Raw genomic sequence first — 23441 nt, 5'->3', positions numbered from 1 at the left:
AGGTCACATTTTTATTATTAAAATATAGATGAAAAGCAATTTAACACTAAAAAGCCACTTAAAACACTGGTTTTAAGCGGCTTTTTAATTAAATAGAGTATTTAATTATTTTATATTCTATTACTTTCTCTTGGGTTATCAACACGTTCTTTTTTAAACTTACGCATTTTATCAGTGGTTGTTTCTATCGTTTTAAGTTTAGAATTTTCAGATCTTAAATATTGTATATAACCTCTACCTTCAAACTCGTATTTAGTTCCAGATGCAGCGTGGTACAACTCTATTTTACCATCGTTAATAACACTTAACTCAAACTGTTCGTTATCAAAATAATCGTAATCTAAGGTTAAGCTTTTTAAATACATATCATTAGTAAAATCTCCTACGGCATAAAGTCCTGTATAATCCCATTGTAAATTATTTATATTTTTACCATTATTATCCTGTGAGCTTTTAAACTCCGAGTCGTTTCCTCCAGCTAAAAACTGTAAGTAGTTTTCATTATCAAAATCATTTAACGCTCCATAATTACTAGTATAAACTTTTTCCCAAGCATCATACTCTTGTAAAAAATAATGGATATTATCATAAAATACAAAATCATAATCAAAAGTATTACGTTGGTAGCCATCTAAAAAGTAAGAGGTATCGTTATTTGGGTTATACAATTCAATGGTATTATTATCTACTCTATACACATCAAAAGTTTCAAAACCATCAACATCATGATTTACATCTAAAATTAAATCGTAAGCATTATAAGTAGCCACATCTATACCATATCCGTTTCCGGTATCGCCTAAACCAACAATATTGTTATTAGCGTACATTACGCCATTTTTAAACGATATTGTAAATGCTTTTTGTAAAAAAGCTGTTTCGCCAAAACCTTTAGTAGCGTTAATATCTACATACCATAACTCATAAGAATTCAGTATTTGATTTACCGATATGGTTGGCTCGTCAATATAATCGTCTACTATAACCTCGGTATAGCAAGACGTAAAAAGTGTCGCGATTAGAGCAAAGCTCGAAAGTAATTTTATAGTTTTCATATTATAGTATTTTAATAAAAAGGCTTGTTGGTTATCCTACCAAAAAACAAGCATTTTTAATGTTTCTATAGAGTAGGTTTCAAAACGCGTGCCAAAAAATAATTTCATTATGCCATATCCTTCTATCTATGACTAAAATTTTCCGTATTTTTGATGTACTAAATTGATTAGACCTCATGGATAAACCTTTAAAATATGCGGTTTTCGGCGCAGGAAGTTGGGCTACAGCCATTGTAAAAATGCTTAGCGAAAATCTTGACGAAATAGGCTGGTATATGCGCAGTGTTTACACAAAAGAACACCTAATACGCGAGCAACACAATCCAAATTATTTAAGCTCTGTAGAATTTCATCTAGACCAATTAAAACTAAGTAACGATATAAACGAAATTGCAGAATATGCCGATGTGCTTATTTTTGTAATCCCTTCTGCATTTATACACAGTGAGCTAGAAAAACTCAAAATTAATATAGAAAACAAAACCATAGTATCGGCCGTAAAAGGTATTATGCCAGAAACAGGACTATTAGTCGGACAACATTTTCACGACACCTACAATGTACCTTACGATAATATAGCCGTAATAGCGGGCCCATGTCACGCAGAAGAAGTTGCTTTAGAGCGCCTTTCTTACTTAACTATTTCGTGTTCCGATCAAGTTAAAGCCAAACAAATTGCCGATAATTTATCTTCAGATTATATAAAAACAAAGATTACCGACGATATTATTGGGGTAGAATATGCTGTAATGCTTAAAAACATTTACGCCATAGCAGCCGGTATTGCTCACGGATTGGGTTATGGTGATAATTTCCAGAGTGTACTTATGAGTAATTCTATTCGTGAAATGAAACGTTTTATTAAAAAAATGCATAAAATGAAACGTAACATTAATAACTCCGCTTATTTAGGCGACTTATTGGTAACCGGTTACTCCGTGTTTTCTAGAAACCGCATGTTTGGTAACATGATTGGTAAGGGTTACACTGTAAAATCGGCACAGATGGAAATGAGCATGGTAGCCGAAGGATATTACGCCACAAAATCGGCACATTTACTAAACTCCAAAAATGCAAAAAAAACGCAATTACCTATTATAAATGCGGTTTACGAGATATTATACGAAAATAAAAACCCTAAAAAAGTATTTAAAAAATTAACCGATAAGTTAGACTAAACAGCATTTGAGCGTTACCCGAAAAGGGTCGGGCTATCACTACTCGCTTTTTTGTGTTGCATAGGTGCAACCACACAAAAAGAGCTCAAACAAGCCGTTCTATCCCTAACGCAAAACCACATGCTAAATTAGTGCTGGGCTAGTTTCTTTTTTTTAATCTGGGATCTCCTCTATTAATATTGAGCTGCGCTTCTACAAGTTTCTTTTTCAATAAAGTATTCCGCGTGATTTTAACAATGGTAAGCAAAGCCATAAATAAAACTATAAAACTAAAGAGTAATGGGGTAACATCTCGTTTAAGTTTCTCCTTACGGTCTTCTTGCTCCTCAGAACTGATAATCCGTTCGCTTTGAGGATTGTAAAATCCACGAACTGTAATTGGTGTTTCTAAACCTTTTTTAATGGTATACACTTTCTCTTCAGGAACATAAATACAATTGTCACTCAATTTTAAAAGAACCTCTTTTGGTTTTAATTCTTCTAGAATAGCTTCCAAACGCTGTGCCTTTGTAAAACGATTTTGATATTCGTTTAAAGCTCTATCAAAAGCCTTATCTACACCTTTTTCCCAAAGCTCGTCATTCATATTTTTAAAAATCCCTTTATCATACAAAGGGCTCGCTTTTAAGTTTTTTTCAAAAGCTTCCCTATTTGGCTTTTCTATCATTCTAGGCGAAAAATAATAGCGATAACTAGCATTAGCATTTGGATGGTAATAAATTCGATCTCTTTCAGCTTTAGAAATCACAGCATAAGTACCAGAATAATCAAAAGGACGTTTAAATTGATATACCCAAACATCTTTAAGTTCCACATAATCTGCAGTATTTAAAGCACTTAAACTATCTACAGAATTAATAACCACAGCATTATCTTCAGTTTTAAACAACTCATTAATTCTTAAGGCATCACTTAAACCATTTCCAACACATAAAATTAAAACAACAGGTAAAACTAAAAGAAGACTAACAATATTTATAAACGAAATGGGCTTGGCTTTGCTAATCCCATGTTCTATTTCATAATCTAGCGAAAGCTCATCATTAACCGAAACCACATACATAAAAGCCCCTTCACTTATGCCAACCCCATCATCTCTTAAGATATATTCAAAATCTACGGGTTCTTTAAGAGATTTTAAATATTTACGCCAATGCCAAGGTATTTTAACAAAGTGCTCATTAAAAGCATCTTGATATCTCCCACTTTTACCATGTTGAATATAAATACGGTTATAAGCGCCACGCATTCTATAAACTTCAGGCTTTACTTCATGCTTACCATACTCTTTAATGTACCAGCTAAGAAAATATAACAGAATAATTAAAATGCCAAACATTAAATTGATTCCGAAATTGAATTCATCGAACTCAGCATAAAACACTACAGCAAGCCCTGCAACCACAATAGCAAGCACAACAAAAGCACTCAGTATCAAATTTTTAGAACTAGAAACTTGTTTCGCAATAAATTTCACCTCGTTATCATTGAGATGCCTTCTGTTAAACATAAAGGGGATTTTGAATTTAAGCTACCAAAAATCGCAATTTTAAAGTGAAAACCCCAATAAAAATTGAAACACTTTCAGTTTTAAAACAAGTAACGATAAGCTAAATAAACTCTAATTGATTAAACGATTTATTAAGTACTTTCTCATCATTAACATCTAGCCATTTATTTAAAACAGCAGCATAAATAGTACGGAAATCGATTTCAAATTTAAGATCTCCATTATCGTCCAAATCGCTTAAACTCGCCATATTGTTATACAAACCTTGCGTTTTTAATTGCCCACCCATAACAAATACATTATTCGATGTACCATGATCGGTACCCACATTTGCATTTTGGTTTACACGACGGCCAAATTCCGAAAAGGTTAAAATTAAAGTATCTTTAAAGGTGTTGTTTGCTTTTAAATCTTTTACAAATGCATCAATACTTTCTGCATATATATTTAATAATCTATTTTGCGCACCTAATTGGTTTACGTGCGTATCAAAACCACTTAAAGCACCGTAAAATACTTTGGTGTCTAGACCAGAATTAATAAATTGAGCGGTTGTTTTTAATTGTTTTGCAAAATAGTTTTGTGGGTATTCTACTTTAGAAGAAAAGGTTTTACTAGTTTCATAAATATACTTGGCAGAGGACTCTGCCGAAATCATAGATTTATACAAATATCCCAAGTTATGCTCGCTTAAATGTGCATCATCTTGATGCTTTATAACGTTTTTAAAATAAGGGTCTTTAGATAAATTATACAGCGCTTTAGCATCTTGAGTAGCAATAGCATTGATGCGCTCCCCTTTCATGGCAAGCGATAAACTATCACTTATTTCAATGGCACTGTAAGGGTGTTTACCATAAATATCTAAATATCGCCCAAGCCAACCACTTTGTGAGTATTTATCAGAATCGGTAGCCGTTTGCCAAATATCCATAGATCTAAAATGCGAACGAATTGGATTAGGGTATCCCACATTATTTATAACACACAAATTGCCATTATCGTATAGATTTTTTAGAGGTTTAAGACTTTTATGTAAACCAACCTCATCGGTTAATTTTAAGACATCGCCTTTTTTTATACCTAAACTTGGTCGCGCTTTATAATACACATCATTTTGATACGGAATTACAGTATTTAACCCGTCATTACCTCCCGAAAGTTGAATAATAACTAAGCGCTTATACCCTAACTGACTTTGAGCCACTTGCTCGAATGCCTTTACAAAACTTGGCACAAAAAACAGACTGCTAGCCAGCGACGATTGTTTTAAAAATTTTCTTCTATCCATGATTAACACATTTGATATTCGGGTAACGACATAAGTTGAATACAGTACTCCTGCTTTGAGACTTTACTTAACGAGTTTAGATACACGCTTGCTTGATTGCTAATAGTACAAGCTAGTAAATACTTATCTAAATCGGTTATGGCCACAGTGTTAAATTGTTCATTAAAAACGTCCCAATTAGCCTCTGTTTTAAAACGTTTCCCATATTTCTTTTCAAAAAATTCTTTTTTCTTATCTATAGCATCATCACTTACACCCACTTTAGCTTTGGATATATAAGCATGGTTTAAAATAAGCGAAGGTAATTTTAAACGAAGTGTAATAGTATTAGAGTCTATCCAAGATCTACCTCCTTTCCAACCTGCAACATTAGGTGGATTTAATAGTATTTGACCAAGCAATTTCTGAAGTACAAAAAGCTGTTTAGGCGATTTAAAATAGACAGGAACTACCGTTTTTAATCCAACTAAAAGTTCTATGGGCGATTTAATTTTTGTTCCCATATTTTCATCATCATAAAACCAATCGGCAAGCATCATATAGCGCATTAGATTTTCGATGTTGTAATCTTTATAAAACACATCAGTCAACTCTTCTACATGCAGTTCATTAACAGTATCGTTAACAAAATAGCTGTAAATCTTGGTACAAATAAACTTAGCGCATTCCTTTTTTTCGAGGATTAAATCCACAATATCATCACCTTTAAAGTTTCCTGTTTTACCAAAAAATATTTTTTCAGTTTCATCATGCAAACGTCTTTTAAAAACAAATTCACCTTTTAAATTATGTCCATAACCTGTAAAGGCTTTTGCGCTTTCTTTAATATCATTTTCAGTGTAATTACCAACACCTAAAGTAAACAACTCCATAAGCTCACGAGCAAAATTCTCGTTCGGCTTTTGTTTTTTGTTTTGCTTAGTATTTAAGTATTTAGTCATGGCAGCTTCTTTTGAAATGGCCTTTATAAAATCTTTAAAATTACCAAGCGCATGCTCACGAAGTCGGTTATGGAAGTTTTGCGTGTAGACGTAATTATTATCTTCACACACAAAATGATTCGCCCAAAATAATGTCATTTTTTCACGAAGTATTTGATTAGAATTTGCTAATCGATCTATCCATGCAATGTTTAACTCCTTTGTTTTTTCTCGGCTTAGCTTCTGAAATTTTTTAATATTTTCCTTCGTCTTCTCATAAGTACCACTCAATAACTCATCGAGTTCGGCTGTATCAACTTTTAAGGGCGTTACTTTTTGCGATGTTTCAATAATGCCATCAACAATCTTTTTTTTACTTTTTTTAGAAAAATTTTCGAGTTCATTTGGCAGAATACCAAAACCAACACGCCAATACAAATGCTGAATATGATTATTTTTCATATAACTCAATTTTATTTATTATTCCAAAACATGACGTAACTAACTTATATTCATTTGACTTGAAGACTTTAGAAAGGTTTAATCATAACACTCTCAAAGCGTGATAACCATCTTAACAAGATAAACTAATTATCTTTTATTTACACACTATATAATAACGTTGAAATTCTAGCATTTTATATATTCAAATGAAATTATCTACAAAATACTTAAAAACAAAAAAACTGCTTCATACAATGAAGCAGTTTTTTATTCTAGTTATAAATTTCAGATTTTATTTTCCTCCATCTAATTCATCTTGCCATTTTAAAAGCTCTTTCCATTTGCCTTCATAAGCTAACTGCGCTTGTTTTGGCCAGGTGCCTGGTTTATGGATTTTATAACGTTCTCCTCCAGAATCTAAAACAGCTTGACATTTATCTAAAGAACATTCAGATAGTGCTTTCCATGTTTTAACATCATGATCATGAAACAAACCTTGAATTTTAGGACCAATACCTTCAACAACCGTTAAATCATTTTCTTTTATTTTTTTACCAAAAACAGCTTTTGCTGCTTCGCCATCAAATACACTCAAAGCAACAGGTGTCGCTGAAAGCGATGCCGCCAATGACGCTTTGGTTAATGCTAACGAAGACTTAGCAGAAGCCTCCGCCTCAACAGACGATGTTAATGCCGCCTTAGTTGCCTTTAAATCACTATCTAAAGACACCTTGCTTAATCTACAAGCATCTAACTCTGTTTGTAGTGTTCCTATTCTATCTTCACAATCGTTGTGATTTCCACCACCTAAAAGTTTACCTAATAAGTAACCTAATATTGCACAGATAATACCGACTAATAATGGGATTAATATACACCAATTCATAATTTTATATTTTTAAGTTTTTAGTTAATTGTAATTTCTGTTCTTCTGTTTTCTGCTCTACCTTCCTCGGTAGAATTATCTGCAACAGGAGCTTTTGGTCCTTGAGATGACGTTTCAATATTACTCTCCAAAATACCATTTCTTATTAAGTATTCTTTTGCGAAATCGGCTCGCTGTTGACCAAGAACAATGTTTTTATCAGCATTACCTGTATTATCAGTATGCCCAATAACTTGCATTTTTACGCCTAATTTATCTACACAATGAGAAATATCGGCTATTTTTTGACGTTGTTTAGCCGTTAAATTAATCGATGCTTGGCCAGTTTTAAAGTGTAATACTAAAGGGTTCGCCTTAATAGCCTCGCATGCTGTTTTTAAAGCATCCATTGATAAAGTGTCCGATGTATCTGTAGTTAACATACTAAACTCTAGCGGACCGAATAAATTATTGTTTTCATCAGGATTGATATCAGTATTTAGTTTCCCGTTGGTATCAATTTGCTTAGAAGAAACTCCGTGTAGTACAAAGTAATTTTTAACTGAATTTGCTCTTGCCAATCCAAGGTTTGGATATGCGGAATTGTTATTTTCATCGCTATCGTACCACCCAGTTATATTAATGTTTTTTAATGGATTTTCTAAAAGATAGTCTTTAAGTTTCAAAACACCTTTCTCTAAGTTTTCAGAAACGGGTTGCTCTATCGAAAAATTTGATGTTTTGAAGTTAAAATTATCATTCAGCTTCAAATTAAAATCACCGTTAACATCGTTAATCACAAATGCATTTTTGGTAACTTCATTAATTTTTGGTTTCACAACACCGTTAGTCTCGCTTTTCTCATTTGTACAACTTTCTGCGTTGCAGCATACACTACAGCATAAAAAATAGTACAAAATAGTACCGAGAATAATAGTGAGTAAAATTCCAAAAAGATAGGATGTTTTTTTACTCATTAGTTTTTGTTTTTGGTTAATTAAAAAAAAAGAAGCGCATATGTCATAACACGCTCTAGCTCATGTATTAAGAAACAATAAAACAAAAAAAGTCACATTTTATAAATGTGACTTTTTCAAACAGCTAATATTTTTAATATTACAACTCAAACTTAATCCCCTGTGAAAGAGGCAGCTCTGTTGTGTAATTTATAGTATTGGTCTGCCTTCTCATATATACTTTCCAAGCATCGGAACCAGATTCACGGCCACCGCCTGTATCTTTTTCACCTCCAAAAGCACCACCAATTTCAGCACCCGATGTTCCAATATTTACATTAGCAATTCCACAATCTGATCCTTGAACGGATAAGAACCGTTCGGCTTCTCTTAAATTATTTGTCATAATAGCTGACGATAATCCTTGAGCAACTTCATTTTGAATATCAATAGCATTTTCAACATCTCCCGAGTATTTCAATAAATATAAAACTGGAGCAAATGTTTCGTGTTGTACAATTTTAAAATTAGGTTTAGCTTCTGCAATAGCTGGTTTTACATAACAACCACTTTCATAACCTACACCAGAAAGCACGCCACCTTCAACTATAATCTCACCACCTTCTTCCACTACTTTCTCTAATGCATTGTTATACATATTTACGGCATCGGTATCAATTAATGGCCCAACGTGATTTTTTTCATCTAACGGATTACCGATACGTAATTGCTTATAAGCATCTACAATAGCTGTTTTTACTTTATCATAAATATCCTCATGAATTATTAATCTTCTCGTTGATGTACAACGTTGTCCACAAGTACCAACTGCGCCAAAAACAGCACCAATGACCGTCATTTTTATATCGGCATCTGGCGTTACAATTATAGCGTTATTACCCCCAAGTTCTAATAAACTTTTACCTAAACGGCCAGCAACTTCTTTAGCTACAATTTTTCCCATGCGCGTTGAACCCGTTGCTGAAATTAATGGAATTCGTGTGTCTTTAGTCATGAATTCACCAACTTTATAATCGCCATTTATTAAACAAGAAATACCTTCAGGTAAATTATTTCCAGCAAAAACTTCGGCCGCAATATTTTGGCAGGCGACACCACAAAGCGGTGTTTTTTCACTTGGTTTCCAAATACAAACATCACCACAAATCCATGCTAAAGCCGTATTCCAAGCCCAAACAGCTACCGGAAAATTAAAAGCTGAAATAATACCAACCACACCTAAAGCATGATATTGCTCGTACATGCGGTGGCCAGGACGCTCGGAATGCATGGTTAAACCATGAAGCTGTCTCGATAAACCTACTGCAAAATCGCAGATATCTATCATTTCTTGAACCTCCCCAAGACCTTCTTGATAACTCTTTCCCATTTCATAAGAAACAAGCTTACCTAAAGCTTCTTTTTTCTCTCTTAATTTATCACCAAATTGGCGCACTATTTCACCTCGCTGTGGCGCTGGCATATTACGCCACGTTTTAAAAGCAGTAGTTGCAGTTTGCATTACCACATCGAAATCTGCTTTAGAAGTTGTTTTAACTTTTCCTATTAATTGCCCATCTACAGGAGAAAAACTTTCAATAACAACACCATCATCATCGTGCGAAAATTGGTTTGAACCTGTTGATGTTCCTTCATTTATAGTTTGAACGCCTAAAGTTTTTAGCGCGTCGTGTATTCCAAATGTACTTGCTATAGATTCCATGAATTACGGATTTGTAGTTTTTATTTAATTTCTTTTACGAATATACTAATAAAAAGATGCAATTACTGATATTTACTACGGAATTCAACTAAGAATAATCTCTCTTTTTTCACCCCAAAAACAAGCAAAATCATCAAAAACGTTTAACTTTATGAACAATTTAACAACACCAAAAAACCCAAATATTATAAAGCGAACGTAATTTTATTAATAGGTATTTCTGTTACCCTCCAAAAAGCGCGTTCATTTTCATTTAATTCACCCGTTTATGTCTTTTAAAAAGCTTTTAACCTTTGCTCTTCTTGTTTCCATTGTTACTTCATGTAAAAAGAAAGTGGTAGAAACCGATAATATTTTCAAATTTCGAGATTATATCAGTTTCACCACATCGGGCAGAACTTCGGTAGCCAGTCCTGTTCAAATTAATTTAACCAAACCTGTGGAGGGATGGGAAATGAATCAGGAAATTACAGACAATATTGTAACCATAAAACCGCATATTGAAGGCAAACTTACCGTTGGAAACAACCATACTTTACTATTTACTCCCGACGAACATTTAGATCCAGACACAGAATATACAGTTACCGTAAAACTTGGCGATATTTATAAAAATATGCCGTCAGGCTATAAAGATTACACGTTTCAGTTTAAAACTATAACACCAAATTTTAATATTGAAACTAATAATTTACAATCCTACAGTAAAAAATGGCAATATCTCGAAGGCGTAATAAAATCGGCTGATATTATTTCAATTAAAGATGCTAAAACTTTAGTTGAAGCGTCGCAAAGCGGTAAAAAACTAAATATTGTTTTTAATGAAGCGAGCCAAGCTGCAAAATATTTCGAATTTAAAATTGATAGCATAAACCGTAAAATTGAAGATGATAACATTCTTGTAAAATGGAATGGAAATGCAATAAAAGCTAGTAATGAAGGTGAAAACACCATCGCTATTCCAGGGGTAAATAATTTTACTATTGTAGAAGTTGATGTTATTCAATCACCAGAACAACACCTATCTATCAATTTTTCCGATCCTTTACAAAAACAACAAAACTTTGATGGTTTAGTAACCATCCAAAAAAGCAAAAATCCTAAATATATTGTAGATGGTAATGTTTTAAAAGTATATCCTTCTAGCAAATTAGTGGGCAACATTCAGGTTGATGTTTTTCAAGGCATTAAAAATACAGATGGTTATAAATTGAAAAAAACCTTTTCTGAAACCATCGCTTTCGAAGATCTAAAACCTCAAGTTCGCTTAATTAGTAGCGGTACTATTTTACCAAATTCCGAAGAATTAAAATTTAATTTTGAAGCTGTAAACTTAAGCGCCGTAGATGTGCGTGTTATCAAGATTTTTGAAGATAATGTGCTTCAACTTCTTCAAGACAATAACTTAAACACCAACAATAAATACGATATAAAAAAGGTTGGTAGACGTATTGCTAAAAAAACTATACAACTGCAATCTGCAGCCGAAAACACAGGTAAATGGAAAGCTTATAGTATAGATTTATCTCACTATTTTAAAGCAGATCCTGGCGCTATTTACCGTATTGAATTAAGTTATGAAAAAAGCTACTCGCTTTACGATTGCGAAGCTAACCCTAGTACTTCAAACTCTGAAGATGATGGCTATGATGATTATTACGAAGACGAAGAATATTATGAAGGTAATTATGCTGAAATAGATTCTGAAGACGAAGAATTACGCGAGGAAGCCTACTGGGATAACCTCACATACCGCTACAAGGATTACAGTTATAACTGGCGCGAAGAAAACAACCCTTGCCATGATGCTTACTACAACGAAAACAAAATTATATCACAAAATTTATTAGCCTCAAACCTTGGTGTTATAGCAAAACAAGGCGCTAACAATTCTTACTATTTTGCAGTAACTAATATTTTAAATACAGAGCCAGAAGCGAATGCTAAGGTTACTATTTACAATTTCCAGCAACAAGAATTAGCAAATAGAAATACCGATGAAACCGGATTAACTTTAATAGATTCTGATAAAAACGCAGCTTTTGCTATTGTTTCAAAAGGAAAAAACAAAACCTACATAAAGCTTCATGACGGAAACTCATTATCCTTAAGTAAATTTGATGTTTCAGGAAATCGCTTACAACGCGGACTTAAAGGTTACATTTACGGAGAGCGTGGTGTATGGCGACCTGGCGATACTTTGCATTTAACTTTTATGCTTAATGATAACGCTAATAAATTACCAAGCGGACATCCTGTAAAGTTAGAAATTACCGACCCAAATGGTAAATTGGTTTACAAAAATGTAACTACAGATAACTTAAATAATGTTTTTAAATTTACTGTGCCAACGGCACAAGAAGACAAAACAGGTCAATACAATGCGAAAGTTTCGGTTGGTGGCGCAACATTCTATAAAGGATTAAAAATTGAAACCGTTAAACCAAACCGATTAAAAATTAAAGTTGAATTTGAAGATGATATTCTAACAAGCAACACGCCTTTAAAAGGAACTTTAGATGTAAAATGGTTGCATGGTGCCGTTGGAAAAAACTTAAAAACAGAAATTAAAGCTAAGTTTAGCACAGCTTACACCGCTTTCGAAAACTACAAACAATACACGTTTAACGATCCTACGCGTAATTTTCAAACAGAAGAAACTATTATTTTTGATGGTAAAGTTGACGAAAATGGTTTAGCGACTATTAATAATAAACTCGCTATTGGTAAAAATGCACCAGGCATGCTTAATGCTCAATTTTTGGTTCGTGCCTTCGAAAATGGCGGCGATTTCTCAATGGATGCTTTTACAAAACCATATGCACCTTACGAGTCTTTTGTTGGTTTACGCTCACCTAAAGGCAATGCTTATGGGTCATTCTTCACAGACGAAAATCAAGCTTTTGATATTGTTGTAGTCGATGCGAAAGGCAAACCAATAAAACGAAACAACCTTGAGGTTAAAGTCTATAAAATAGAATGGCGTTGGTGGTGGAATTCATCTTATGATGATTTATCTAGTTACGTTTCTAGTAGTTACCATAAACCATATTCTACCTCAAAAATAAATACGGATGCGCAAGGAAAAGGAACCTTCAACTTAAAAATCCCAAATAACGAGCGCGGACGCTATTTAATTAGAATTTCCGATCCAGTGAGTGGCCATGCCACAGGGCGAACCGCTTATTTCTATAAAAACTGGTGGCAAAACTCGGGATCGACAAATAAAGAAGCTGCAAAAATGCTTATTTTCTCTGCCGATAAAGAAAAATATAATGTTGGCGAAACTGCGAAATTAACATTCGCTTCTGGTAGCGAAGGTCGTGCTTTAGTAAGTATTGAAAATGGTACCGAAGTTCTTGACACCAAATGGGTAAAAACTCAAAAAGGAGAAACTACTGTAGATGTTGGCATTACTCCAGACATGGCACCAAACGTGTTTGTAAACATATCGCTTTTACAACCGCATGCTATTTCGGCTAACGATTTACCAATTCGTTTATACGGTATCATTCCAATTATGGTAGAAGATCCAGAAACCAAACTGGAACCTCAACTTAATATGCCAGATACACTTCAACCAGAACAGAAATTCGACGTTCAAATTTCAGAAAAAAACAATAAAGCCATGACTTACACTATTGCTATGGTAGAAGAAGGTTTGCTAGATTTAACCCGTTTTAAAACACCAAACGCATGGAATGAATTTTACAAACGTGAGGCTTTGGGTGTAAAAACATGGGATGTGTTTGATGATGTTATCGGTGCTTATTCTGGTAGTATCGATCAGGTTTTTGCCATAGGTGGTGATGGTAGTGCTGCCGGTGGAAAAAACAAAAAAGCCAACCGTTTTAAACCTGTTGTTACTTATTTAGGTCCTTTTAAACTAGAAGCCGGAGAAAAGAAAACCCACAGTATAAAATTACCAAATTACATTGGTGCTGTACGTACTATGGTTGTTGCAGGTGATAATAAAAATGAAGCTTACGGAAGCACAGATAAATCTGTAGAAGTTAAAAAACCTTTAATGGTTTTAGCAACGCTTCCGCGGAAATTGAGTCCTGGGGAGAAAGTAACGCTTCCGGTTACCGTTTTTGCTATGGAACCTAAAGTGAAAAATGTTAGTATTAGCTTAAAACTGAGTAACGGTATTTCGGTTGTTGGAGAACAGAAAAAAGTATTAACTTTTGCTAAGCCAGATGAACAAATGGCGTATTTTGAACTCGATGTTAGCAAAGCAAAAGGGATAAATACGGTAGAAGTTATTGCAACTGGAAATGGTGAAAAATCAACCTATAAAGTAGAGTTAGATGTAGTAAACCCAAACCCAATAACATCAAAAACTATAGACAAAACATTAGAAGCCAATGCTAGCGAAACTGTAAACTTTTCAACCTTTGGTGTTAGTGGAACAAATGGAGCGACTGTAGAGTTTTCTACCTTACCTCCAATGGATTTTTCTCGTCGATTACAATACCTTATCCAATATCCACATGGTTGTGTAGAACAAACAACATCGAGCGTATTTCCACAGTTATTTTTAGCAGATATTTTTGATCTTACTTTTGAAAAGAAAAAGGAAATTCAAACTAATATTGAAAAAGGCATTAAGCGCTTAGGGCATTTTCAAAGACCAAGTGGAGGTCTAAGTTATTGGATTGGCGAAAACGCCGCTAACGACTGGGGAACAAGTTACGCTGGGCATTTTATGCTAGAAGCAGAAAAGAAAGGCTTTGTTTTACCGTTAACATTTAAAAGTAACTGGATTAAATACCAAACACAAGCGGCTCGCGATTGGAGACCAAGTTACCGCAGTTATAATTCCGATTTAGCCCAAGCTTACCGTTTATACACCTTAGCTTTAGCTGGAAGTCCAGACTTATCAAGCATGAATCGCTTGCGTGAGTTTAGCGAAATATCTAACGAAGCTAAATGGAGATTAGCAGCCGCTTATGCTTTAGCCGGGCAAACGGAAGCGAGTGATAATATTTCACAATTGGCAAATATTAACTTCAAACCTTTAAAGAATAATTATTACACCTATGGCTCTGTAGATAGAAATCGTGCTATGGCTTTAGAAACTATGGTACTTACCAAAAATTCTAAAATGCGTGATCTAGCAGAAACCATTGCTAAAGATCTATCGAGCAATCGCTGGATGAGTACGCAAACCTCTGCGTTTAGTTTGTTAGCAATGGCTAAAATGGTAAACGCTAACGGCGGAAAAGCATTAAGCTTAAGCTATTCTATTAATGGAAAAACAGAAACCATAACCACTAAAAGTGCAATTGCCTCACGAGAATTACAAGTGAATAATGGTGCCAATAGTATTACCCTTACCAACCAAAAAGACAATTTGGTTTATGTACGTGTTTTAAACTCCGGAAAACTACCATTAGGTTCCGAAATCGCAGAGCAACGTGGTTTAAGCATTTCTGTAGCTTACAAAGATCTGGATGGCAATAAAATAGACATTTCTAAATTACAACAAGGCCAAGATTTTCTTGCCACAGTACAGGTCAGTAATTTAAAAGATTATAACGTTAATGATATTGCATTAACCCAAATATTTCCATCGGGATGGGAAATTGTAAACACACGATTTACGGCTTTTGGTAGCAGTACAACAAGCCAGGCTCGTTTTACAGATATTCGTGATGATCGTGTAAACTTCTATTTCGATTTATCTGAAAAAGGAAAATATAGTACAAAAACATTTAATGTAATGCTGAATGCTGCTTACTTAGGAACTTACTATTTATATGGAGTACAAGCGGAAGCCATGTATGACAACGACTTTTTAGTAAGAACAAAAGGACAATGGATTGAAGTAGAAAAATAGAACCTACAAACTAAAAAAGTCCCGATAGCATTAAAACGCTATCGGGACTTTTTTTTATATCACAGATATTATAATTAGGTATCATTTTAATCCAAATGATAAATCTCCATAATATCATGTAGATACTTTTCAAAATTAATTTTTAGGTCAATTAGCTTTCCGGTATGCACATCGAACACCCAACCATGTACTTTTAAACCTCTATCTCTATAAGCCTTTTGCACAGCGGCTGTTTTAATTAGATTAACACATTGTTCTTTTACATTTAACTCTACTAAACGATCGTATTTTCGCTCTTCGCATTCAATGCTATTTAATTCTAATTTATGAATTCTATATACATCACGAATATTACGCAACCAACCATTTAGCAAGCCTAAATCTTTAGACTGTAAAGCCGCTTTTACGCCGCCACAACCATAATGACCACAAACCACAACGTGATTTACTTTTAAATGAATTACAGCATACTCTACAACGCTCATGGCATTTAAATCGTTACCCGAAATCATGTTTGCAATATTTCTATGCACAAACACCTCACCCGGACCCAAACCCATTAAATCTTCCGCTGTTACACGGCTATCGCTACAGCCAATATATAATAACTCCGGATTTTGCCCTTTACCTAAATCTTCAAAATAATCTTTTGACGTTTCTAACTGCCTCTTAATCCAAGCTTCGTTATTTTCGAATACTTTATTTAAATCCATAGCTTATTATCTTTATTTCAGCGTAAGCAAACAGCTTAAATGCTATCTTTTATATTATTTTTAACCCACTGTAAACAAGATTTAAAATCTTTAAAAATATGTTCATTTGGAATAAAATCTGGAATAATATCAATACGTTCCATCATGTATCGTGGCTGTTTTAACAAGCCTACAAATAGCACTTCAACATTGTTTTTTTTAAGTTCCTGAAGCATATCTTCCATAGCATATAACCCCGTTTGATCCATATATTGCATGCGACCCAGCCTTAAAATAACGGTTTTTGCTGTATTTGGAATTTGCAATGTGAGTGCCTGAAAATCACTCGTAGACCCAAAAAACAAAGGCCCTTTAAGATGTTTAATAAAGACTTCTTCTTTTAAATTTTCTGGAAAACTACCTTCATCTGTCCACGTTTCTTCTTTTAACGATTTAACAGCCGAACGTTCGGCTGTTAAATCGCCTATTTTTTTCATGAACATTAAAGAAGCGATAATAAGGCCAATACCTACGGCATAAATTAAATCCCAAAAGGTGGACAATAATAATACAACAAGCATAATAAGTACTTCTGAACTTAGTTTTATTGGTCCAAATTTAATATCACGTGGTAGGCTAGGAATGGCTTTTAAGCCTTTATAATCCATAACCCCAATACCAACGGTTACTAAAATACCTGCCAAAACAGCCGCCGGAATTTTTGATGCTACTGGCCCAAGAGCAAGCATTATTACTAATAGCATAATACCAGCAATCATCCCTGAAAGTTTAGTTTTCCCGCCCGCATTTATATTTACGACCGTACGAATGGTTGCACCTGCACCTGGAATACCTCCAAAAATAGAACCTATGGTATTACCTATTCCTTGACCAATTAATTCCTTATTAGGCTTGTGTTTGGTTTTTGTCATATTATCGGCAACGACACTTGTTAAAAGTGAATCGATAGCTCCTAGAAGCGCTAAAGTAAGTGCCGTAAATATGTATGGTGTAATTTTGCCTAAGCTGAAGCTTGTAAACATTTCGAGATGCGGAATAGGAATGCCTCCTGGTATTTCTGAAATAGGTCGGTAACCTAAATTGAATCCATAAGCAACTCCAGATACTAAAACCAGCGCGACTAACGTACTAGGTATAGCTTTGGTAATACGCTTAAATCCATAAATTATAAATATAGTAGCCAGTGCTAAAGCGAGCTCTAACCAATCAATATTTTTAAGAGCTCTAGGCAACACTTTAAGAGCTCCAACGGTTCCAGAAGCTTCTTTAGCCGCTAAGGTTTGAGACTCGTTTAATATTTGCTCTGGTGTAATTTTAGCAGCTTGACTAATGGTTTCTTTAAAGTTTTCAAGAACCAAAATACCTTCGCCTGCTTCTTCTTTTAAAATATTCTCGAGTATAACCTCTTGCGCTTGGGGTTTAAACTGTGCTACAAATTCAACATCTTCCTTGGGGTAATACCCAATAGATGGCAAAATTTGAGTTAATAGAATAATAACCCCAATAGCCGTCATAAAACCAGAAACCACTGGATACGGAATGTATCTAATATATTTTCCTAAACCTAAAAGACCTAAACCAACTTGCATTAGACCTGCCAGCATAAAAACCGATAAAATAGCCGGCAAAGCTTTTTCTACACTGCCATCGTTAGCCGCAACAATACCTGCAATAACAACCATACTTACGGCTGTCATGGGTGCTGTTGGACCAGAAATTTGCGTACTAGTACCTCCAAATAACGCTGCAAAAAAGCTGATAAATATAGCACCGTACAGTCCGGCTTCTGGTCCTAAACCAGAAGAGACTCCAAACGCTAACGCTAATGGCAGTGCTACAATCCCTGCGGTAATACCACCGAAGGCATCGCCCTTTATATTTGAAAATAGTTGCTTCATTTATTAATTTAAACTTTTTTCTAAGTTAGCTTATTTTATTTATGATTTAAAAAATAAGCGCTCAAATTTATTAGAAATTAACAAAAGCTATAATGTTAATTTGATCCCGTCCTGAGGTTTCAAAAAACTGATTCATATACCCAAGTTCTAAGCGTAATTGTTTTGAAAAGGTATAACCTAAACCACCATAAACACGATTTCTATCGAACACCGAAGATTCGGTATTTAAAAAAATCTCGTTGTAAGCAGATACGTATAAAGGACTATCACCATCTTCTTTATATTGAAGCGGTATTTTAATACCTAAAAAATAACGAAAACGCATTTTAAAATCATCTTCCACAAAACGTTGCTCAAATCGGTAACGGTGACTTAACCCAACTTTACCAACACTTTGCTTTGTTGTAAACTGCTGAAAAATACGATGCTCGTTTATCGATATTTTTTCATCGGTATCTCCAATATAATTTTCAGATAGAATATAACCATATCCCAACAAAACATTGTTTTTCTCATTAATATTATACCCCAACCCAGTACGTAATAACAACTGTTCTAAATCGCCAACAGCATTATAGTTTCTGTATTGAACCTCATTGTGAATGTTCCATTTACTATTTAGCTTTTTATTACCTATATAAATAAGCCAATTTCCTAAATCGCTCTCTTGAGCTTGAAAAGATAATGGCAGCATTAATACCATAATTAATGCTGCCATATTCAACTTCTTCTTCATAATTTTTATGCTTAACAGCCTTTTAATAAAAATTCACTGCACCTGTATTGATATCATACATAGCGCCAACAATTTTTATTTCTCCATTCTTTTCCATCTCAGTAAGTATTGGACTTTCTGCGTGAATTCTATCAATGGTTAATTCTACATTCTTTTTAGAAACATTATCAACAAAATCTAAATTTTTAGAATTTCTTAAACTCTCTTCTTTAGGCTCTGTAATGGCATTAACTGCTGGTGTTATTTTTTCAATTAACTTTGTTAAGTTACCCATTTCTGCACCATCACAAGCCCCTTTTATTGCTCCACAACTTGTGTGCCCTAAAACTACAATTAATTTAGTTCCGGCAAGTTTACAAGCAAACTCCATACTTCCTAAAATATCTTCGTTTACAAAGTTACCCGCAATACGTACACTAAAAACATCACCCAAACCTTGATCGAAAACTAGCTCTGCAGAAACTCTAGAATCTATACAGCTTAAAATTGTAGCAAAAGGAAACTGCCCTTCACTCGTATCATTTACTTGCTCTAAAAGGTTTCTATTCGCTTTTAAGTTCCCTTGAAACCTTTCGTTTCCTTCTTTTAAAAATGCTATCGCCTTTTCTGGCGTTAATGTCGCTTGTGTTTCTTTTGTATGTGCTTTCATAATATTTTATTTATTTATTTTTTAAACTGCCCATTTTTGTACGCTACCCGTTATAAATAACGAAACGTTTACATTGTTAATTAAACTTTTTATTTCGGACTTATTATTTGCAGAGTTATTTGTGCTATCTGTACGGTTTACAAACAATAGATTTACATGGTTTTTCTCTAAATACTCTGCTAATTTATTAATGGTATTATCATTTTTTTCAAATACGTAATTAACAGCTTCCCTTAAAACACTTGTTTCTTCTACTTTTGCTTTACTACTTACAATATTAAACGATTTTAATGGCTTGGTAGTTTTGGTTAATACATCTTCTAAAAAGGCCTGATTAAAAGCTTGAGACTTCCCGTTTAGTAAGCCAATATTTAATTCGGTTTCTGGATCGATACCATTTTTATTAGCAGCTATAAAAACCGGTCCTTCGTAAGTTTTTAGTACAAAATCGGTAATATTATCACCAATCAACTTAAGGGCTTTGGAACTTCTTTTACCTAAAACTATTACATCTGGTTTTGTTGCTTTAATGTAATCCTCAATTTCAGACTTTACATTACCAATACCAAAATTAGAGGTGATATTAATATTATAAGCCTTGTTTAAAGGTGCTATGGTTTCTTTAATTTTATTTCGTGATTTATTGTGCTCCTGGTTTAAGGAACGCATGGCAGATAATTGGCTATCACTAGCAACAACATCGGTTGGTTTCTTTACGTGAAACAAATCGACATCAGCATTTATCATTTTTGATAAACTAACAGCACTTTTAATAATAATGCTAGTATGCTTCTTTAAATCTGAAAGCACTAAAATTTTAAATCTATTATTTGCCATAGCAATTTGATTTAGCTTAAACTTAAATTCGATTTTTCTCTTTCGTTAAAGAAATGAATAAAACTCGATGGGTTTTCTACAACGCCACGCTTCGAAACAAGTTTAATATCTATATTTCTCTCTTCAGCTTTAAATAAGAAATCTTCCAAAATTTCGATAATATCATTATCCAAATATCTTGTATTTATCAGGTTAATTTCTAAATAAGTATCTTTTGGTAAACTCTCTAATTCTTTCAAAATGGCTCCTTTATTAAAAAAAGTAACTTCTTCCGCTAAGGTCATTTTTATTTTATGTTTTCCGTTACTCTTATCTTCGATATGAAGAAAATGCGAATTTTGGTAGCTCTTTAATAGAATAACAACAATACCAACTGTAAGACCTAAACCAATACCCCAAAGTAAGTCTATAAAAACAATACCTACAACGGTTACAACAAAAGGTACAAACTGTTTCCAACCCAAACTATACATTTTTTTAAACAAACTCGGTTTAGCTAACTTGTAACCTACTACTAATAATATCGCTGCTAAAACAGATAAAGGAATCATGTTAAGTAGTTTTGGAATAACTACAACTGAAATTAAAAGCAAGAAACCATGCAGAATTGCTGACATTTTTGAAACACCTCCAGATTGTATATTTGCAGAACTCCTAACTATTACCTGTGTAATTGGAAGCCCTCCAACTAAACCAGAAATAATATTTCCTGTACCCTGAGCAAGTAATTCTCTATTGGTGGGAGTCACGTTTTTATGAGGGTCTAATTTATCTGTTGCTTCTACACATAATAACGTCTCTAAACTAGCTACTAAAGCCATTGTAAAGGCAGTAATCCAAACATCTGGATTTGTTATAGCTCCAAAATTTGGAAAACTAAATTGGCCAATAAAAGATGATACGTCCTCCGGTATTGGCACACTAACAAGATGGGTTGGTGCAATAGATAAACTTGTACTATCTTGAGTAAATGCGTAGTAAATTATACCGATAACTACGGCAACTATTGGTCCTTGAATAATTTGAAATATTTTTGCTTTTTTTGACAGCACCTTATCCCAGAACAAAATAATGGCTAATGCTATAGCTCCAATTATTAAAGACCCAAAAATAATATGATCAGAAATATTGGTTAATGCTGAAAACGTATTTTCACCAGAGCTCTCAACAAAACTATCGGCTCCTTCTGCTTCTGCATCGTACCCAAAAAAGTGAGGTATTTGTTTTAAAATAATAATAATTCCGATACCTGTTAGCATACCTTTAATAACAGAAGATGGGAAATAATAACCAATAACCCCTGCTTTTAAAACACCAAAAACTATTTGAATAACTCCGGCTAAAACTACAGCTACCAAGAAATTCTCGTAACCTCCTAATGCGCCAATGGCAGTTAACACTATGGCTGCCAATCCCGCTGCCGGTCCACTTACCCCAACTTTAGAGCCACTTAAAGCTCCTACAACTACACCTCCAATTATACCAGCAATAACTCCAGAAAAAAGTGGTGCACCACTAGCTAATGCAATACCTAAACATAATGGTAATGCCACGAAAAACACAACTATACTCGCAGGTAAGTCGCTCTTAATATTTTTAAACATAGATAAATTCACTTTAGCCAAAGCATTAGTCTTCAGCGGTTTTAATAATTTTTATTAATATAATAGAATTGAACAGAACTGCTCAATGACTGAAAAATTATTAAGCAAACTTGGGAGGAGGAGAAATTAAATTAAGAAAGGGTTTGGAATATTTTTTAGCATAATAACTTAAATGATTTTTTTCTTCAGTTAAGTTAATAAAACACTCCTGATCTTGATTTTCTAAAATAATGTCTTGTACATTTTTGCTTTTTGGATGGCCATTTTCTTCTTCTTCCGCCATAGAGAAAAATAGAGATACATCTACAGAATTATCAACCATAGCAATGATGGTTGGCGCCGATAAAAACACCAAAAAAGCAAATAAAAAGAATATAGAAACTAAGTTTCTCGACATTTATTTTAATTTTTATCAACCGCTAATATACTATTTAAATTTTACGGTTATAAAAAATAGACTATTAAAATGCTGTTAATGTTTTAATATCGTCGGATGCAAGCCATCCTGTTTTGCCGTCGGATAATTTCACCTTTCTCCAATTATTAACTGAGTCTACAACCTGAACTTTAGTTCCTTCATGAAGTCTAAAAGACTCTTCACTACGCAAATTAGGCTCACTTTTAACCTGAGTTTCTTGAGCAAAAACTATAGCTGGTTTATCCTTTTTATCTAAAGCATATTTTTGAAATGCAAACGCCAAGCTTATACACAACAAAACAAGTGATACAATGCTACCAATAAAAGTTAAACGCTTACGGATTGTAGAATACGCAAAATAGTAGACCAAAAATAGTATTACAAATAAGAACACTAATATAACGGCTGTTTTAGCCCAAGCATCGAAAGACATGCTGTGCGTTACATTTTTAAACAACTTAGAAAAACCAACCTCTGGCACTATGCCTATAGCATCTACGGTCATGTTTCTAGCAAAAGCTAAGTTGTTTTTGATGTCTTTATCATTTGGAGACAACTGCAAAGCTTTTTCGTAATAAAAAATACTAGGTGCAATATTGTTCAGCTTATAGTGCGCATTTGCAAGGTTAAAATATAAATCGGCAGAATGCTTTTTAGTATTTAGAATAGCATCATACTTCTGGATAGCCTCAGCATATTTACCTTCATTATACAAGGCATTACCTTGCTTAAAAAGCGCATCGCTTTGTGCAAATAACCCAAAACAGAACAAAAACGAAAGTATGTATAATAACTTCTTCAT

The 23441-nt window shown here is 33.8% G+C and carries 17 protein-coding genes; 2 read left to right on the top strand and 15 right to left on the bottom strand.

Annotation, left to right across the window (positions count from 1 at the left end):
* Positions 1–110: 110 nt before the first annotated feature.
* Positions 111–1055: a nicotinic acid mononucleotide adenyltransferase gene (locus ACJJV4_RS12370; RefSeq protein ID WP_405294857.1), complete on the bottom strand. Its 945-nt coding sequence runs from the start codon at positions 1053–1055 to the stop codon at positions 111–113.
* Positions 1056–1231: 176 nt separating this feature from the next.
* On the opposite strand from ACJJV4_RS12370, the gene ACJJV4_RS12365 reads away from it, so the two are divergent.
* Positions 1232–2233, top strand: a complete 1002-nt coding sequence (locus ACJJV4_RS12365) for an NAD(P)H-dependent glycerol-3-phosphate dehydrogenase (protein ID WP_405294855.1) — start codon at positions 1232–1234, stop codon at positions 2231–2233.
* Positions 2234–2372: 139 nt separating this feature from the next.
* On the opposite strand, the gene ACJJV4_RS12360 is transcribed toward ACJJV4_RS12365, so the two are convergent.
* The 6 genes from ACJJV4_RS12360 to ACJJV4_RS12335 form a co-directional block, all read right to left on the bottom strand.
* Entirely contained in the window at positions 2373–3743 is a 1371-nt protein-coding gene (locus tag ACJJV4_RS12360; RefSeq protein ID WP_405294853.1) for a hypothetical protein, read from the bottom strand.
* 100 nt (positions 3744–3843) lie between these two features.
* A complete protein-coding gene (locus ACJJV4_RS12355) occupies positions 3844–5034 on the bottom strand; it encodes a DUF1501 domain-containing protein (protein ID WP_405294851.1) in 1191 nt (396 codons plus the stop codon).
* A 2-nt stretch (positions 5035–5036) separates the two neighbouring features.
* Positions 5037–6416 (bottom strand): DUF1800 family protein, encoded by a 1380-nt coding sequence (locus ACJJV4_RS12350; protein WP_405294849.1) that lies wholly within the window; start codon positions 6414–6416, stop codon positions 5037–5039.
* A 274-nt stretch (positions 6417–6690) separates the two neighbouring features.
* Positions 6691–7284 (bottom strand): hypothetical protein, encoded by a 594-nt coding sequence (locus ACJJV4_RS12345; RefSeq protein WP_405294847.1) that lies wholly within the window; start codon positions 7282–7284, stop codon positions 6691–6693.
* A 20-nt stretch (positions 7285–7304) separates the two neighbouring features.
* Complete coding sequence (locus ACJJV4_RS12340; protein WP_405294845.1) at positions 7305–8240, bottom strand: OmpA family protein; 936 nt, start codon at positions 8238–8240, stop codon at positions 7305–7307.
* A gap of 139 nt (positions 8241–8379) precedes the next feature.
* Positions 8380–9942 (bottom strand): aldehyde dehydrogenase family protein, encoded by a 1563-nt coding sequence (locus tag ACJJV4_RS12335; RefSeq protein WP_405294843.1) that lies wholly within the window; start codon positions 9940–9942, stop codon positions 8380–8382.
* Positions 9943–10210: 268 nt separating this feature from the next.
* Between ACJJV4_RS12335 and ACJJV4_RS12330 the strand changes: the two genes are divergently transcribed.
* Positions 10211–15784: an alpha-2-macroglobulin family protein gene (locus ACJJV4_RS12330; RefSeq protein WP_405294841.1), complete on the top strand. Its 5574-nt coding sequence runs from the start codon at positions 10211–10213 to the stop codon at positions 15782–15784.
* An 86-nt stretch (positions 15785–15870) separates the two neighbouring features.
* On the opposite strand, the gene ACJJV4_RS12325 is transcribed toward ACJJV4_RS12330, so the two are convergent.
* The 8 genes from ACJJV4_RS12325 to ACJJV4_RS12290 form a co-directional block, all read right to left on the bottom strand.
* Positions 15871–16497 carry a carbonic anhydrase gene (locus tag ACJJV4_RS12325; RefSeq protein ID WP_405294840.1) on the bottom strand — a complete coding sequence of 209 codons (627 nt, stop codon included), beginning with the start codon at positions 16495–16497 and terminating at the stop codon, positions 15871–15873.
* 35 nt (positions 16498–16532) lie between these two features.
* Positions 16533–18395 carry a SulP family inorganic anion transporter gene (locus tag ACJJV4_RS12320; protein ID WP_405294838.1) on the bottom strand — a complete coding sequence of 621 codons (1863 nt, stop codon included), beginning with the start codon at positions 18393–18395 and terminating at the stop codon, positions 16533–16535.
* Positions 18396–18465: 70 nt separating this feature from the next.
* The gene (locus ACJJV4_RS12315; RefSeq protein WP_405294836.1) at positions 18466–19131 is read right to left on the bottom strand and encodes a DUF2490 domain-containing protein; all 666 of its coding nucleotides are present in this window, start codon (positions 19129–19131) and stop codon (positions 18466–18468) included.
* Positions 19132–19153: 22 nt separating this feature from the next.
* On the bottom strand, positions 19154–19780 hold the full coding sequence (locus ACJJV4_RS12310; RefSeq protein ID WP_405294834.1) for a carbonic anhydrase family protein: 627 nt from the start codon (positions 19778–19780) through the stop codon (positions 19154–19156).
* A 21-nt stretch (positions 19781–19801) separates the two neighbouring features.
* Complete coding sequence (locus tag ACJJV4_RS12305; RefSeq protein WP_405294832.1) at positions 19802–20617, bottom strand: universal stress protein; 816 nt, start codon at positions 20615–20617, stop codon at positions 19802–19804.
* 11 nt (positions 20618–20628) lie between these two features.
* A complete protein-coding gene (locus ACJJV4_RS12300) occupies positions 20629–22221 on the bottom strand; it encodes a SulP family inorganic anion transporter (protein WP_405294830.1) in 1593 nt (530 codons plus the stop codon).
* Positions 22222–22321: 100 nt separating this feature from the next.
* The gene (locus tag ACJJV4_RS12295; protein WP_405294828.1) at positions 22322–22618 is read right to left on the bottom strand and encodes a hypothetical protein; all 297 of its coding nucleotides are present in this window, start codon (positions 22616–22618) and stop codon (positions 22322–22324) included.
* Positions 22619–22682: 64 nt separating this feature from the next.
* Positions 22683–23441 (bottom strand): tetratricopeptide repeat protein, encoded by a 759-nt coding sequence (locus ACJJV4_RS12290; protein WP_405294826.1) that lies wholly within the window; start codon positions 23439–23441, stop codon positions 22683–22685.

Origin of the sequence: Algibacter sp. Ld11, from assembly GCF_045066735.1 — a bacterium.
Lineage (GTDB): Bacteria > Bacteroidota > Bacteroidia > Flavobacteriales > Flavobacteriaceae > Algibacter.
Note: the sequence above shows the minus strand (reverse complement) of the source record. Positions and strands in the feature narration are given on the sequence as shown.

Excerpts from the sequence above, each read along its gene's own strand:
- ACJJV4_RS12365 (WP_405294855.1), top strand. The coding sequence starts at position 1,232 with ATGGATAAACCTTTAAAATATGCGGTTTTCGGCGCAGGAAGTTGGGCT.
- ACJJV4_RS12370 (WP_405294857.1), bottom strand. The coding sequence starts at position 1,055 with ATGAAAACTATAAAATTACTTTCGAGCTTTGCTCTAATCGCGACACTT.
- ACJJV4_RS12320 (WP_405294838.1), bottom strand. The coding sequence starts at position 18,395 with ATGAAGCAACTATTTTCAAATATAAAGGGCGATGCCTTCGGTGGTATT.
- ACJJV4_RS12290 (WP_405294826.1), bottom strand. The coding sequence starts at position 23,441 with ATGAAGAAGTTATTATACATACTTTCGTTTTTGTTCTGTTTTGGGTTA.
- ACJJV4_RS12360 (WP_405294853.1), bottom strand. The coding sequence starts at position 3,743 with ATGTTTAACAGAAGGCATCTCAATGATAACGAGGTGAAATTTATTGCG.
- ACJJV4_RS12335 (WP_405294843.1), bottom strand. The coding sequence starts at position 9,942 with ATGGAATCTATAGCAAGTACATTTGGAATACACGACGCGCTAAAAACT.
- ACJJV4_RS12345 (WP_405294847.1), bottom strand. The coding sequence starts at position 7,284 with ATGAATTGGTGTATATTAATCCCATTATTAGTCGGTATTATCTGTGCA.
- ACJJV4_RS12350 (WP_405294849.1), bottom strand. The coding sequence starts at position 6,416 with ATGAAAAATAATCATATTCAGCATTTGTATTGGCGTGTTGGTTTTGGT.
- ACJJV4_RS12325 (WP_405294840.1), bottom strand. The coding sequence starts at position 16,497 with ATGGATTTAAATAAAGTATTCGAAAATAACGAAGCTTGGATTAAGAGG.
- ACJJV4_RS12310 (WP_405294834.1), bottom strand. The coding sequence starts at position 19,780 with ATGAAAGCACATACAAAAGAAACACAAGCGACATTAACGCCAGAAAAG.
- ACJJV4_RS12340 (WP_405294845.1), bottom strand. The coding sequence starts at position 8,240 with ATGAGTAAAAAAACATCCTATCTTTTTGGAATTTTACTCACTATTATT.
- ACJJV4_RS12300 (WP_405294830.1), bottom strand. The coding sequence starts at position 22,221 with ATGTTTAAAAATATTAAGAGCGACTTACCTGCGAGTATAGTTGTGTTT.
- ACJJV4_RS12355 (WP_405294851.1), bottom strand. The coding sequence starts at position 5,034 with ATGGATAGAAGAAAATTTTTAAAACAATCGTCGCTGGCTAGCAGTCTG.
- ACJJV4_RS12315 (WP_405294836.1), bottom strand. The coding sequence starts at position 19,131 with ATGAAGAAGAAGTTGAATATGGCAGCATTAATTATGGTATTAATGCTG.
- ACJJV4_RS12295 (WP_405294828.1), bottom strand. The coding sequence starts at position 22,618 with ATGTCGAGAAACTTAGTTTCTATATTCTTTTTATTTGCTTTTTTGGTG.
- ACJJV4_RS12330 (WP_405294841.1), top strand. The coding sequence starts at position 10,211 with ATGTCTTTTAAAAAGCTTTTAACCTTTGCTCTTCTTGTTTCCATTGTT.
- ACJJV4_RS12305 (WP_405294832.1), bottom strand. The coding sequence starts at position 20,617 with ATGGCAAATAATAGATTTAAAATTTTAGTGCTTTCAGATTTAAAGAAG.